Source organism: Chitinophaga sp. 22620, assembly GCF_052044405.1.
Lineage (GTDB): Bacteria > Bacteroidota > Bacteroidia > Chitinophagales > Chitinophagaceae > Chitinophaga.
On sequence record NZ_JBQEMV010000005.1, the window covers coordinates 39905 to 53306 of the forward strand.

A 13402-nucleotide genomic window follows, 5' to 3' on the forward strand; every position below is an offset into this window, starting at 1 on the left:
ATCGCTCATTTAATCAAGATGACACAACGCTCCGCTGTTCGCCTGCTGTTGTCTGTTATCCTTCTCAGTAGTACCTGGAGCGCAAAAGCACAGGTGCTGACCATGAAAGATGCGGTACAAACAGCGTTGAACAATTATGGCACGATCAAGGCCAAAGCTAACTATGTGAACGCCTCCAGGGCAACCGTACAACAAGTGAAACGGGACTATCTTCCCAACCTGAATATCTCAGCCCAGCAGGACTATGGTACAGTGAACGGACAGAACGGGCCTTTGTACGGCTTCGGCGGCCTGGGGGTTGCATCCTCCGGTCTTCCCCTGCCCGAACAGAACTGGAACGCCGCTTTCGGCGCACTTTACCTTGCCAACATCAACTGGGAATTCTTCGCTTTCGGGCGCATGAAGGAAAGGGTGAAAACGGCCGAAACACTTGCCCGCCGCGACGAATCCGACTGGCAGCAGGAACAGTTCCGCCATGAAGTGAAAGTGGCCGCCGCCTACCTGAACCTGCTGGCCGCGCAACGCCTCACCCAGAGCTGGAGGAGGAACCTCGAAAGGGCCGATACCTTCCGCTCCGTAGTGACCCGCCGCGCCAGCAACGGCCTCATTGCCGGGGTGGATTCATCGCTTGCCAATGCCGAAGTGGCCAGCGCCCGCATCGCCCTTACCCGCGCCATAGACCTGGAGCAGGAACAGGGCAACCAGCTGGCACAGCTGATGGGCGTGGCCCCGCAGGAGTTTTCGCTGGACAGCCTGTTCCTCACCCGCCTGCCCGCAGTGATCACAGATACCCTCAGCTTCCGTGGCGAAACACATCCCGTGCTGCAATTCTACCAAAGCCGCATCGCGCTCAGCCGCGAGCAGGAAAAATATATCCGCACGCTCAACTTCCCGGCCTTTAGCTTTTTCAGCGTGATGCAAACCAGGGCCTCGGGCTTTAGCTCCGCTTATGCGCAGGACCAGACGGCCTTTACCCACGACTATTGGGAAGGCATCAAGCCCAACCGCAGCAACTATTTGCTGGGCGTGGGCGTAACCTGGAACCTGACCAGCCCGCTGCGCGTGAAGCAACAAAGCGCCGCGCAACGATTTACCTCGCAAGCGCTGGAAGACGAAATGACCGTGGTGGACCAGCAGCTGAAAGCGCAAATGGTGCTGGCGGATGCGAAGATGAAGAACGCGCTGGACAACTACCGCGAAGCCGGCATCCAGATCAACAGCGCATCGCAGGCTTACCTGCAAAAAACAGTGATGTACCGCAACGGGCTCAGCACGCTGGTAGACGTAACGCAGGCGCTGTACACCCTCAACCGCGCCGAGACCGACCGCGAGGTGGCGTACAGCAACGTTTGGCAGGCGCTGCTGCTGAAAGCCGCGGCTGTAGGTAATTTCGGGTTATTTATCAATGAATTCTAATTATACAATATAATGGGACTTATCAGAAGCGCACTGGAAAAACCGATCACCGTACTCGTACTGGTGGCGGGGCTGTTTTTCTTCGGCATCAAGGCAGTGCGGGACGTGAAGGTGGACATCTTCCCCAAGCTGGAGCTGCCGGTGCTTTACATTGCCCACCCTTTCGGCGGTTATACGCCCAACCAGATGGAAGCGTTTTTCGCGAAGAACTACGTGAACATCCTGTTGTTCGTGAACGGCCTGAAATCCATAGAGACCAAGAACGTGCAGGGGTTGATGCTCATGAAGCTCAGCTTCTACCCGGGTACCAATATGAGCCAGGCCGCGGCGGAAGTGTCCGCATTTTCCAACCGCGCCCAGGCCATTTTCCCGCCGGGCTCCCAGCCTCCGTTCATCGTCCGCTTCGACGTGTCCACGCTTCCCGTGGGTGAGCTGGTGCTGAGCAGCGAAAAACGTACGAACAACGAGCTGATGGACCTGGCGAACGTATACGTGCGCGCTTCCTTCACCTCCATTCCCGGCCTGGTGGCGCCGCCTCCTTTCGGCGGCAACATCCGCACCGTGGTGATCAAGGCCGACCCTGAGCTGCTGCGCGCGCACCAGCTTACGCCGGACCAGCTGGTGGAAGCCCTGCGCCTGAACAACCAGACAGCCCCTTCCGGCAACGTGCGCATCGGCGACAAGAACTATATCACACCTACGAATACGATCATCCGTAATATCAAGGATTTTGAGAACATCCCGCTTTTCAAAGGCGGCGTGCAAAACCTTTACCTGCGTGATGTGGCCACGGTTGAGGATGGTGCGGACATTGCCGCCGGATATGCCCTGGTGAACGGTAAACGTTCTGTATACCTCAACGTGGCCAAGTCCGCGGACGCTTCCACCTGGGAAGTGGTGCAGAACCTGAAGAAGGCCATCCCCAAGCTGCAGGCGCAGCTGCCGGAAGACGTGTCGCTCACCTATGAGTTCGACCAGAGCACTTATGTGATGAACGCCGTAAAAAGCCTCATCACCGAAGGCGTTATCGGCGCTATACTCACCGGCCTCATGGTGGTGCTTTTCCTGGGCGACCTCCGCGGCGCGCTCATCGTGATCATGACCATTCCCGTATCCATCATCTCCGGCGTGCTGTTCCTCAGCCTCTTCGGGCAAACCATCAATATCATGACGCTGAGCGGCCTTGCGCTGGCCATCGGCATCCTGGTGGATGAGAGTACGGTAACGATAGAAAATATCCACCAGCACTTGGACATGGGCAAGCCAAAAGCACTGGCTATCTGGGATGCGTGTAAGGAGATCGCGTTCCCCAAGCTGCTGATCCTCTTTTGTATCCTCGCCGTGTTTGCGCCCGCGTTCACCATGAGCGGCATTCCCGGCTCCCTCTTCCTGCCGCTTGCTCTGGCGATCGGCTTCTCCATGGTCACGTCTTATTTCCTTTCACAGACCTTTGTGCCCGTAATGGCCAACTGGATCATGAAAGGCCATAAGAAAACCCATGTGCCCGCGAATGAGAACGATACCTGGGAGCAGAAAAAAATGCTGGTGGAACGTGCGGACAGCAATTCGGACGGGAAAGTTTCCCGCTTCGAAAAGTTCCGCGCCCGTTTCATGCGCTTTATTGACAGGATGATGCCCTACCGCGTGCCCATCGTGATCGCGTACCTCGTGATCATCAGCGGGCTGGCCGTATGGATGCTCTCCGGCATCGGGCGCGACGTATTGCCCCGCACCAACGGCGGCCAGTTCCAGGTAAGGATCAGGGCCGAAGAAGGCACGCGTATGGAACGCACCGAAGCCAAAACGCTCACCGCGCTGAAGGCCATCGAAGAGGTGGTGGGGAAAGAAAATATTGCCATCACCTCCGCCTATGTAGGCCAGCACCCCTCGCTGTTCTCCGTGAGCCCGATCTACCTCTTCATGCCCGGCCCGCACGAAGCGGTGATACAGGTGAGCCTGAATAAAGAAAAACATTTTGAGCTGGACGAAGTAAAAGAACAGATCCGCGCGAAGCTGAAAGAAACCGCGCCGGACCTGCAGCTGTCTTTCGAGCCGATAGAGCTGACGGACAAGATCCTCAGCCAGGGCTCGCCCACGCCGGTAGAGGTGCGCATTTCTGGCAGGAACAAAAAAGTGAATGAAGAATATGCGAATAAAATAATCGATAAACTGAAGCAGGTGCCCTACATGCGCGATGTGCAGCTGATGCAGAGCACCAAATATCCGTCTATCAACATTGAAGTGGACCGTACGCGCCTCGCGCAGCTGAACGTGGATATGACGGACGTAACCCGCTCCCTGATAGCCTCCACTTCCTCCTCGCGCCTTACGGAAAAGAATGTGTGGGTGGATGAAAAGGCGGGCCTGATGTACAGCGTGCAGGTGCAGATACCGGAAAACAAGATGAACAGCCTGGATGAAATTGCGGAGATACCTTTGCAGAAGAATTCCGCACGCCCCGTGCTGGGCGATGTAGCCACCATCCGGCAGGAAACCACTTACGGCGAGAACGACAACCTTGGCGCCATGCCCATGCTATCTGTTACCGCCAACCTGAACGATAAAGACCTTGGCACTGCCTCAACAGATGTGCGGAAAGCGATCGCATCGCTGGGCGAGCTGCCCCGCGGCCTGAGCGTGGAGCCGGTGGGCATGACCAACACCCTCACCGAAACACTGGACAACCTGCAAAGCGGGCTGCTGGTGGCGGTAGTAGTGATCTTCCTTATGCTGGCCGCGAACTTCCAGAGCTTCAGCGTGTCTTTCGTGGTGCTTACCACTGTGCCCGCGGTAATACTCGGTTCGCTGGTATTGCTGAACATCACGGGCAGCACGCTCAACCTGCAATCGTATATGGGCATTATCATGTCCGTAGGCGTATCCATTTCCAACGCGGTGCTGCTGATCACGAATGCGGAGCACCTGCGGAGGCATAACGGCGATTCGATCGCGAGCGCCAGGGAAGCGGCTGCGCTGAGGCTCAGGCCTATCCTGATGACGAGCCTCGCGATGGTGGCCGGTATGATACCGATGGCGATCGGCCACGGAGAAGGCGGCGACCAGGTGTCTCCCCTCGGCCGCGCGGTGATCGGCGGGCTGGTGGCCTCCACTGCGGCAGCGTTGCTCATACTGCCGCTGGTGTTTGCCATGGTGCAGAAAAAAGCGTCCATTGCTTCCGTTTCCCTCAATCCTGAAAACAAAGACAGTAAACATTATATACCCTCCCTGTATGATCACAATCATCAATAGAACGCCGGCGCGCGTACTGATGGCGGCAGTGCTGCTGGCCGGATGCGGCGTTTCGCAAAGCAAACCGGATAATAAAAAATCCGAAGAGGCGCTGCCTGCGGCAGTGAGCACCTTTGCGCTGGAAAAACAGATATTCTCCGCTTCCCTCAGAATGCCCGGCGAGCTGGTGGCATTTCAGCAGGTAGACCTTTACGCGAAGGTGAACAGCTTTGTAAAAAAACTCTACGTGGATGTGGGCTCTAATGTAAGCGCGGGCCAGGTGCTGGCCACTATGGAAGCGCCCGAGCTGAGCAGCCAGCTGGCAGGCGCGGAATCGCGGCTGCGCAGCCAGGAGGCCGTATACCTGGCCAGCAAGGCCAATTACGACCGCCTGTATCAAACCAGCCTTACGCCCGGCACCGTGTCGCAAAACGACCTGGACCTGGCGCTGGCCAAACAGAAATCAGATTTCGCGCAGCAGGAAGCAGCCCGCGCCGCTTACCGCGAAGTGTCAGATACCCGCAATTACCTGGAGATCCGCGCTCCCTTTGCAGGCGTGATCAGCAGCCGCAACGTGAGCGCCGGCGCCTATGTGGGCCCTTCCGGCAAAGGCTCGGAAATGCCGCTGTTCACTTTACAGGAACAAAAGAAGCTGCGCCTGGTGCTGGCCATACCGGAAGCGTATACCGCTTACCTGAGCGGGAAGAGCGAAGTGAAATTCACCGTGAAGTCGCTGCCCGGCCAGGAATTCAAAGCGATCGTGAACCGCCTCTCCGGTACGCTGGACAGCAGGCTGAGAAGCCAGCGCGTGGAAATGGACGTGACCAACAACGATAAAAGACTGCTGCCAGGCATGGTGGCGGAAGTGAGCATCCCGCTCAATACGGCAGACAGCGTGTTTGTAGTGCCCACCACCGCCGTGGCCAACAGCACGGAAAAAATATTCGTCATCCGGGTGAAGAACGGCAAAGCGGAATGGGTAGATGTACGGAAAGGACGCGAAGCAGACGGAAAAACGGAAATATTCGGGGATTTACAGCCCGGAGATATGCTTATGGAAAAGGCCAATGATGAAGTACGGAACGGATCAGCAGTGACGCCTAAAAAGTAACGAATCAGAGACTGGATATGTGACGGGGAACAGCACGGTGATAGGTGTTGTTCCCCTTATGTTTTTTAGTTGAAATAACGCCTGAGGATGTCTTTCAGCGAAGCGAGGCTGTATTGTTTCACCACGTAACCCGCGGCGCCCAGTTCTTTGGTATCCTGTATGTCTTTCGGGTCCGAAGAAGTGGAGTAGATCACCACCGGGATATCCGCCAGCAAAGGATCGGACTTGAGGGCGTTCAGGCAATCCCTGCCGGTCATGCGCGGCATGTTCAGGTCCAGGAAAATATAGGTGGGAACGAAGTTCTCTTCCGGTTTCAGCATTTGCAAACCTTTGATACCGTCATCTGCAGTCAGGCAAAATACCTCCTCGTTTACATCCTGTAAAGCGAGTCTGAATATCTCCTGGTCGTCCCTATCATCATCAATCAACAGGCAGCTGAGTTTGTGCTTCATTTGGATAGAACAGTCTTTTTTAGGTATGTAAAGATAACGAAAAGAAAAAAATAATAATATAGACCGGCGCACAATACCGGCTATATTTTTTGTTTCCGGGCGGCTTTCGGGACGGGTAGGGGCCCGGAGGATAAAGGGCTGGAAGTATGGAAAATACAGGGTTGAAATTTGTATTTTAGGAGGAATTCCATTTGTTATGAAACAACTTTTCCTTTGCCTGTTGATGGGTTTCGCCGCGGGGAAGGCGGGCGCGCAGCAGGTACAACGACCGGAGATCACCGGTATCGCTTACGTGGAGATACAGGTGAGCCACCTGGATTCAGCTGTAAAATTTTATGGGGATTACCTGGGTTACCCGCTCCAGCGGGCGGCGCACCGTGTTACCGCGCAGGTAAACGCACGGCAATGGATACACGTAAAGGACGGCCTGCCGCCTTCGCAGGACGACCGCCTGCTGGGGCTGGCCTTTCAAACCGCCGATATAAGCGCCATGAAGGCATATCTCACCCGGAAAGGCATTGATGTTCAACCCGGGCCGGATCAGTCTGCCATCGCCGTAAAAGACCCTGACGGCCACCGGATATTGTTCGTGCAGTTCCCGGCAGGCAAACCGGTAAGCACTCCAGCCATTTCAGACCGCATCCTGCACGCAGGCATTACCATTGCGGACCCGGTGCGGGCGGACTCGTTCTACGCCGCCATCCTGGGGTTTTCCGAAACCTGGCGCGGCGGCGCTACAGACAGTGTTACCAGCTGGATCAACATGCGCCTGCCCGAAAGCACCGATTACATAGAATACATGCTGGTGAAACCGCCTGCCAGCCGCCGCCAGCTTGGCTCCGCACACCACATTGCCCTGATGGTGCCCGATATGCAGAAAGCAGTGGACGCCCTGCGTTTCCGAGCCGGCAATGTGCCTTCGCCCCGCATCGGCCGCAACAACCGCTGGCTGCTGAACCTCTTTGATGCGGATGGCACAAGGGTGGAATTGATGGAGCCGTTCACGGCGAGGTGAGCTTTTAATTCTCCAATCCCCTGCTCTTCAGCAGGAACTTCACTTCCGGCGCGCGCCGGCGGAATGCTTTATAGAGGTCCATGGGTTCTACGGTGCCGCCTTTTTCGAGCACATTCGTGCGGAAGGATCCGGCGGTTGCCGGATCGAAAATGTTACCGGTTTCCTTGAATGCGGCAAAAGCATCGTTGTCCAGCACTTCAGACCAGATGTAGCTGTAATACCCCGCGGAATAACCGCCGGAGAAAATATGCTGGAAATAAGTGCTCCTGTAACGCGGCGCGATCTGCGGGATGAGACCCAGCTTGTCCATCTGCTGCTTCTCAAAAGCGGGCGCGTCCACCTTCGTACCGGCGGGCAGGGTATGGTAATTCATATCCAGCAGGGAAGCCGCCAGGTATTCCACCGTAGCGAAACCCTGGTTGAATTTGGAAGCCTCCTTCATTTTGGCCACCAGCGTGTCGGGCGCCAGTTCGCCGGTTTCATAGTGCCTGGCATACATCTTCAGCACTTCCGGCTCAAACGCCCAGTGCTCCATGATCTGGGAAGGCAGCTCCACGAAGTCGCGGGGAACGGAGGTGCCGGAGAGCGTTTCGTAGCGTACGTCAGACAGCAGGCCGTGCAGCGCATGGCCGAACTCGTGGAAGAAGGTTTCCACTTCATCGGGCGTAAGCAGCGCGGGCTGGTTGCCGTTGGGCTTGGTGAAGTTGCATACGATGGATACGACGGGCGCGGTGCGCACGCCTTTTTCGGTGGACTGCTTGCGGTAGGAGGTCATCCACGCGCCGCCGCGCTTGGAGCTGCGCGGGAAAAAATCCATATAGATCACGCCGATATGCTGGCCGTTAGCTTCTTTTACTTCGTAAGCCGTCACGTCTTCCTGGTACACAGGAATGTCTTTCAGCTGCGTGAAGGTGATGCCATACAATTTTTGGGCGGTGGCGAAAATGCCTTCACGCACATTCTCCAGCTTGAAATAGGGGCGCAGCTCTTCGGCGTCGTAATTGTATTTTTCTTTTCTCACTTTGTCCGCGTAATAGAACCAGTCCCAGGCTTCGAGCTGTTCATTTTTTCCTTCGCGGTCCATTACTTTCTGCATTTCCGCCGCTTCGTTCTTTGCAACGGGCAGGGCGGCGGCCCAGAGCTTGTTCAGCAGTTCGTTGGCCTGGGCGGGCGTTTTGGCCATGTTTTCTTCCAGCACAAAATCCGCATGCGAAGCGTACCCGAGTAGTGCGGCTTTTTCTGCGCGCAGGGCCGCCAGCTGGGCCACGATGGCTTTGTTGTCGCGCTCGTCGTTGTTATTGCAGCGGTTGGTGTAGGCTTTATACATTTTTTCGCGGAGGGCGCGGTTTTGCGCATATTGAAGGAAGGGCATTACGCTGGCGTTGTGCAGGGTGAAGCGCCATTTGCCTTCGTTGCCGGCTTCTTTGGCAGACGCTGCCGCGGCCGCCACCACGGAGGCGGGGAGCCCCGCCAGGTCTTCCTGTTTGTCCACGATCATTTCGAAACCATTTGTTTCAGCCAGCAGGTTCTGCCCGAATTTCACGGTGAGGAGCGACAGTTCTTTATTGATCCCGCGCATCTGCGACTGCTGCGCTTCGTTCAATTGGGCGCCGCTCCGCACGAAGGCTTTGTAGGTTTTTTCCAGCAGGCGCTGTTGTTCCGGTGTGAGCTTCAGTGAAGCGCGCTGGTTGTATACGCTTTTCACGCGGTTGAACAGCTGCGGGTTCAGGTAAATATCGTCGGCGTGCTGGGCCATACGCGGCGCTATCTGGCGGCTGAGCGCTTCCAGCTCCGGATTGGTATTGGCGGAGGTGAGGTTGAAGAATACTGTGCTTACCTGTTGCAGCTGCTTGCCGCTCTGTTCAAGCGCCTCAATGGTATTCCCGAAGGCCGGCGCGCTTTTCTGCATGGTAAGCGCTTTTATTTTTTCCTGCTGCAGCTGCATGCCTGCTTCGAATGCGGGCATGAAGTGAGCGGGTTTGATATCTGCAAACGGCGGCACTTTGAAAGCGGTGCCGTAAGGCTGCAATAACGGGTTGTTGTCTGCCGGCGTCTGGGCAGGCAGGGCACTGGCTGTAGTCATACTAATGGCAAATATCAGGTTCCTGGAAATATTTTTTACCCTCATCGTTCAGATTTTGTTGGTGGTTGGCCAAAATTTAAAAATAGGAAAAATCGGGGAGGAGCTGAAATGCCACCCTTTTCGTTTATCATCAAAAAAAACTATATTTAAAGGATACATTATTGTCCATGCCCTAAACCCTCTTCATTATGAAAAGAATCAGTTCATTGTTTTTTTTATGCCTCGTTTGTTTAATAGCCTGTCGTAAAGACACAAAAGACGGCCCCCTTGCAAATGACCTACCCTTGAAAGAAGCAGCAAGAGCCTGGCTTACAGAGAAAGTACCTCTTCATATGACAGATCCTTCACGAAAGCTGGATTGGGCGGGCGCGAAGGAATATCTATTGGAAAACGGATCAGCAGTCGAAATACCGATCAATACCGCGCAACCATTGGCGGGTATCGCACGGCCGGGGAAAAGTGCAAGGCTTGCCCCGGACAAACAAGCTGATATTTACAGGTATTCAACCCTGGTAATACATCGCGATAACAAGGGCAATTTTTCATACCGTGTAATGAGTATTATCGCGGACGACGATTATGCCCTCCGGAAACAAAAGCACAACAATTTCCTGAAAGTGGATCAGGGTTTCTCGGGTATGGTCCTCTTCCAAAACTGGGATGGCGCTTTTATAAGTGGTTATCATTATAAAAACGGGCGCCGTTTGCAACGGTTGCGGCCGGTGAGCAACAGCAGCCTGGCACGCCTCGAATGTGTTACCTTCACCATTGATTATTATCAGAAGACCTGTGTAGGCGTTTATTGCAGTGATTGGAAGTACCTGTATTCAAGAAGCTGGACCACCTGTACGGAAGTGCCTGGTGAAGATGAGGAGATCGACTGGATTGACGATGGTACCGGTGGCACTGGCGGCGGCGGCGGTGCTGGAACCGGTGGTGGATTTCCTCCGGATTACCCCCGTGAAGAGACCAGCCAGCAGCAACAGGTGGATACCATCGCGCTGGATGAGAGCATGAACCCCTGTCTCAGCAGCAATATCCAGTTTGCCATTGGTCACGATATGAACAATACTATCTCCAAAACCATTAACCAACTGTTCGGCTCCACCGATGCGATCAACCTGGAATTTACGCAAAGCTACACCATGTCAAATGACGTGGCAGGCGATGCTTCCGGATTTAAGTCCGGTACGGTCACTACTGTTGTGATAAGGCTCAATGCAAATGTTTTGCCATATGCCAGCAAAGAGTATACTTCCGCCACTATATTTCATGAAGCGGTCCATGCCATACTCAGGTTGAACGGCACTTCCGGCTCCTTTGACCATACGACCATGGCTGCAACCTATATCACCAAGATGCAGAATGCCATGCTGGAAATGTACCCGACTCTCACCCCGCTTCAAGCGGAAGCGCTAGCATGGGGCGGATTGTTTGGAACAACGCCCTGGACCTTAAAAGCAGCAGCTGAGCCCGCACGTGCAACCGAGATTCAGAACACCAATCATTTACACAAGACCGGCGTTGCCGGAGAACCATGCGCTAATTGATAAACCGGATTATTATGAGAATATTCGGCGCTATAGCCTTCCTGGTTATAATTTCCTGCCAGGGTTTCGCCCAACTGGCCGGCAGCGGGTTGGGTGAAAAGGTCTACCGTTCCCTGGACTTTTCGGCACTGCCTGAGGAATTCAGGAATACATGTGAACCTATGCTGTTCAGCGTCCGGTTTCATATAAATGATATTGGCAAAATGGATTCCGTGGAGTATTCAACCAACATGGGACCTGTTCACGAAGGATTTCTCAGACCTTTGCGGGATATGCGGTTCAACTGGCAGGCCTATCCCGGGATCAAATACGGTACAGCATTGTGGGTTACTGTGCCCGTTATGATACTTAAAGATCCTTCGGTATGCGGGCCTTATCCCTATAACCAGGTAATGAAAATGATGGAAGGCCTGCGGTTTAAGGGAGGGGGGAGAATGGGCATCGTTGCGGACGGCTATGCCGTAATACATTACCCGGCAATACAATAAAGCTCTGTTGAATATGGCGGCCCGCGGTGCTTAAACCACGGGCCGTTGTATTTAAGGTTATCATCAGGGAACTCCCGCTCAGCTACGCTTCAGCCTGATCACATGAAAACGGTCCGTCGGGATCGCTTTTTTCAGGACCAGCGAGTCGCCGTCGAACTTGTAGCCGTAGGGCGTGGGATACTGGGAGGAATAAGGAAACACACCGCGGAGGATGACACTGTCTGACCCGCGGATAATATATTCCTCGTTATCAAACTTATCTTCGTCATCCAGGCCTGCTTTTTTAAAAGTGCCGTCAAATTTATTCCCGTGGAACCAGAAGGACACTTCGTAGATGTCTACCCGGATGCCGGATTGTTCGGTATACAGCACGCCGCTGTAGTAGCCGCTGAAAACCGGGTGATCGCTTTTTTCTTTTTTACAGGCCGGCAGCAGGAGAATGAGTAAGATCAGGCAGACGAGGGACCGCATCGGGGAAAGTTTTTTTATTAAACGGTGAACGGGCGGAGGATGTTACACGGGCGGGACTGACAGCCGGGCAGCAAGGCCGGGAAAATTTGTTTTCGGGACGCTCTTCCAAAGCTCTAAATACTTTAGGTAAAAAAGCCTTTGAATCTCAAAGGCTTTTTATTCTGGTGGAGGATAGGGGAGTCGAACCCCTGACCTCTTGCATGCCATGCAAGCGCTCTACCAACTGAGCTAACCCCCCGGAACGGAGTGCAAATTTAGCCGCTTTTTCGAATAAACAAAAAAAAATATTGAAACACAGCCGTTTCGGCCGCAGCAGGCCCTTTCGGCCAGCGGGGCCGCATTCCGCGGGTGACAAACCCTACTTATCCTTTCCCCCGAAATTTTCCCCCTGCAAAATTTGGAAGTATTCATTCAAGTTGTATATTTGCCTACATATTCTACAGAAATAATAGAGTATATAATTTACCACCACAAACATTCACAAGCTCTGCCGGCAACGGCGGCAGCTTTTAACTCTTAAATGCATCAGCTCATGAATAGTCATTTGCGTTTTGTGGTGTGCTCCCGCTCCTGTTCGTGTTGCACGCGAATGTAAAACCCGGAAACATCATTGAACCTAATCATAAAGCCTTTGTCAGGCTGCGGGGGAAGTAGCGCCTTGTATTACTTGGTGGTAAATTATCCGGCGCCGCCGATCCCGCAACCGCCTGACACTATCCTGTAAAATCCAAAACCAACCATTTTCAGTTTTTAAAGGCCACGGCGCCATAATTGAAGCTATGGCGCCGCTCCGGCCTTCCCGCAAACACAAGGCCTGCCAATTTGTTAATAATGATGGATCCTTACAGTCCGCAGAAGCAATTCCGCGGACTGTTTTTTTTAGTATATTCATCATCCAACGGGAAAAAATGAAGATCCTGATCATCGAAGACGAACTGGCCCTGGGCAAGAGCATTGCCGCTTATCTCCAGGCGGAAAATTACACCTGCGAGCTGGCGCCCGACCGTAAAACGGCGCTGGACAAGATCGAGAGTTTCGACTACGACTGCATCCTGCTGGATATCTCCCTGCCGGACGGCAATGGCCTGTATGTTCTGCAGGCTCTCAAGGAAAATCATAAAACAGACGGTGTGATCATCATTTCCGCCCGCGATTCCATAGACGACCGTATCAAAGGGCTGCAGCTGGGGGCGGACGATTATCTCGTCAAACCCTTCCACCTTTCGGAGCTGAGCGCGCGCATAGCCGCGGTGATCCGCCGCCGCCGCTTTTCCGGCAACAGCCTGCTGGAAGCGGAAGAACTTACCCTCAACACACAGGCCCGCACCGTGCAGGTGAACGGCCAGCCCGTGGAGCTTACCCGCACGGAATATGACCTGCTGTTGTACCTGCTCACCAACCGCAACCGCGTGGTGAGCAAACATGCGATCGCAGAGCACCTCAGTGCGGACGGGGAGGGGCTGTTCGATAACTACGATTTCATTTACGCCCATATGAAAAACCTCCGCCGCAAGCTGGCCGGCGCCGGCTGGCAGGACCGTATCAAAGCGGTATACGGCATGGGCTATAAAATGGAGGTGTAATGAAC

General features: G+C 54.3%; 10 protein-coding genes and 1 tRNA gene. 7 read left to right on the forward strand and 4 right to left on the reverse strand.

All coding sequences use genetic code 11. The features are described from left to right. Positions 1 to 18 precede the first annotated feature (18 nt). The 3 genes from ACTJIK_RS22860 to ACTJIK_RS22870 are packed head-to-tail and all read left to right on the forward strand — an operon-like array spanning position 19 to position 5755. Complete coding sequence (locus ACTJIK_RS22860; RefSeq protein WP_440649863.1) at positions 19 to 1416, forward strand: TolC family protein; 1398 nt, start codon at positions 19 to 21, stop codon at positions 1414 to 1416. A 12-nt stretch (positions 1417 to 1428) separates the two neighbouring features. After that, positions 1429 to 4665 carry an efflux RND transporter permease subunit gene (locus tag ACTJIK_RS22865; RefSeq protein ID WP_440649864.1) on the forward strand — a complete coding sequence of 1079 codons (3237 nt, stop codon included), beginning with the start codon at positions 1429 to 1431 and terminating at the stop codon, positions 4663 to 4665. Beyond that, complete coding sequence (locus ACTJIK_RS22870) at positions 4646 to 5755, forward strand: efflux RND transporter periplasmic adaptor subunit (RefSeq protein ID WP_440649865.1); 1110 nt, start codon at positions 4646 to 4648, stop codon at positions 5753 to 5755. Before ACTJIK_RS22865 ends, ACTJIK_RS22870 begins: the two co-directional genes overlap by 20 nt. A 65-nt stretch (positions 5756 to 5820) precedes the next feature. Here the strand turns inward: ACTJIK_RS22870 and ACTJIK_RS22875 are convergent, their stop codons facing one another. Continuing rightward, positions 5821 to 6207 carry a response regulator gene (locus ACTJIK_RS22875; protein ID WP_440649866.1) on the reverse strand — a complete coding sequence of 129 codons (387 nt, stop codon included), beginning with the start codon at positions 6205 to 6207 and terminating at the stop codon, positions 5821 to 5823. Between the two features lie 196 nt (positions 6208 to 6403). Between ACTJIK_RS22875 and ACTJIK_RS22880 the strand changes: the two genes are divergently transcribed. Beyond that, positions 6404 to 7222, forward strand: a complete 819-nt coding sequence (locus tag ACTJIK_RS22880) for a VOC family protein (RefSeq protein ID WP_440649867.1) — start codon at positions 6404 to 6406, stop codon at positions 7220 to 7222. Between the two features lie 4 nt (positions 7223 to 7226). Here ACTJIK_RS22880 and ACTJIK_RS22885 read toward each other — a convergent pair whose 3' ends face one another. Further along, positions 7227 to 9305 (reverse strand): M3 family metallopeptidase, encoded by a 2079-nt coding sequence (locus ACTJIK_RS22885; RefSeq protein WP_440649868.1) that lies wholly within the window; start codon positions 9303 to 9305, stop codon positions 7227 to 7229. Positions 9306 to 9493: 188 nt separating this feature from the next. Between ACTJIK_RS22885 and ACTJIK_RS22890 the strand changes: the two genes are divergently transcribed. Together ACTJIK_RS22890 and ACTJIK_RS22895 are read left to right on the forward strand one after the other, a co-directional pair. Beyond that, the gene (locus tag ACTJIK_RS22890; RefSeq protein ID WP_440649869.1) at positions 9494 to 10855 is read left to right on the forward strand and encodes a hypothetical protein; all 1362 of its coding nucleotides are present in this window, start codon (positions 9494 to 9496) and stop codon (positions 10853 to 10855) included. Positions 10856 to 10869: 14 nt separating this feature from the next. Next, complete coding sequence (locus ACTJIK_RS22895) at positions 10870 to 11343, forward strand: hypothetical protein (RefSeq protein ID WP_440649870.1); 474 nt, start codon at positions 10870 to 10872, stop codon at positions 11341 to 11343. A gap of 78 nt (positions 11344 to 11421) precedes the next feature. Here the strand turns inward: ACTJIK_RS22895 and ACTJIK_RS22900 are convergent, their stop codons facing one another. Next, entirely contained in the window at positions 11422 to 11814 is a 393-nt protein-coding gene (locus tag ACTJIK_RS22900; protein ID WP_440649871.1) for a hypothetical protein, read from the reverse strand. A gap of 162 nt (positions 11815 to 11976) precedes the next feature. Beyond that, positions 11977 to 12052 (reverse strand) — tRNA-Ala (locus tag ACTJIK_RS22905). A gap of 670 nt (positions 12053 to 12722) precedes the next feature. On the opposite strand from ACTJIK_RS22905, the gene ACTJIK_RS22910 reads away from it, so the two are divergent. Further along, complete coding sequence (locus tag ACTJIK_RS22910; RefSeq protein WP_440649872.1) at positions 12723 to 13397, forward strand: response regulator transcription factor; 675 nt, start codon at positions 12723 to 12725, stop codon at positions 13395 to 13397. The last annotated feature ends 5 nt before the right edge of the window (positions 13398 to 13402 follow it).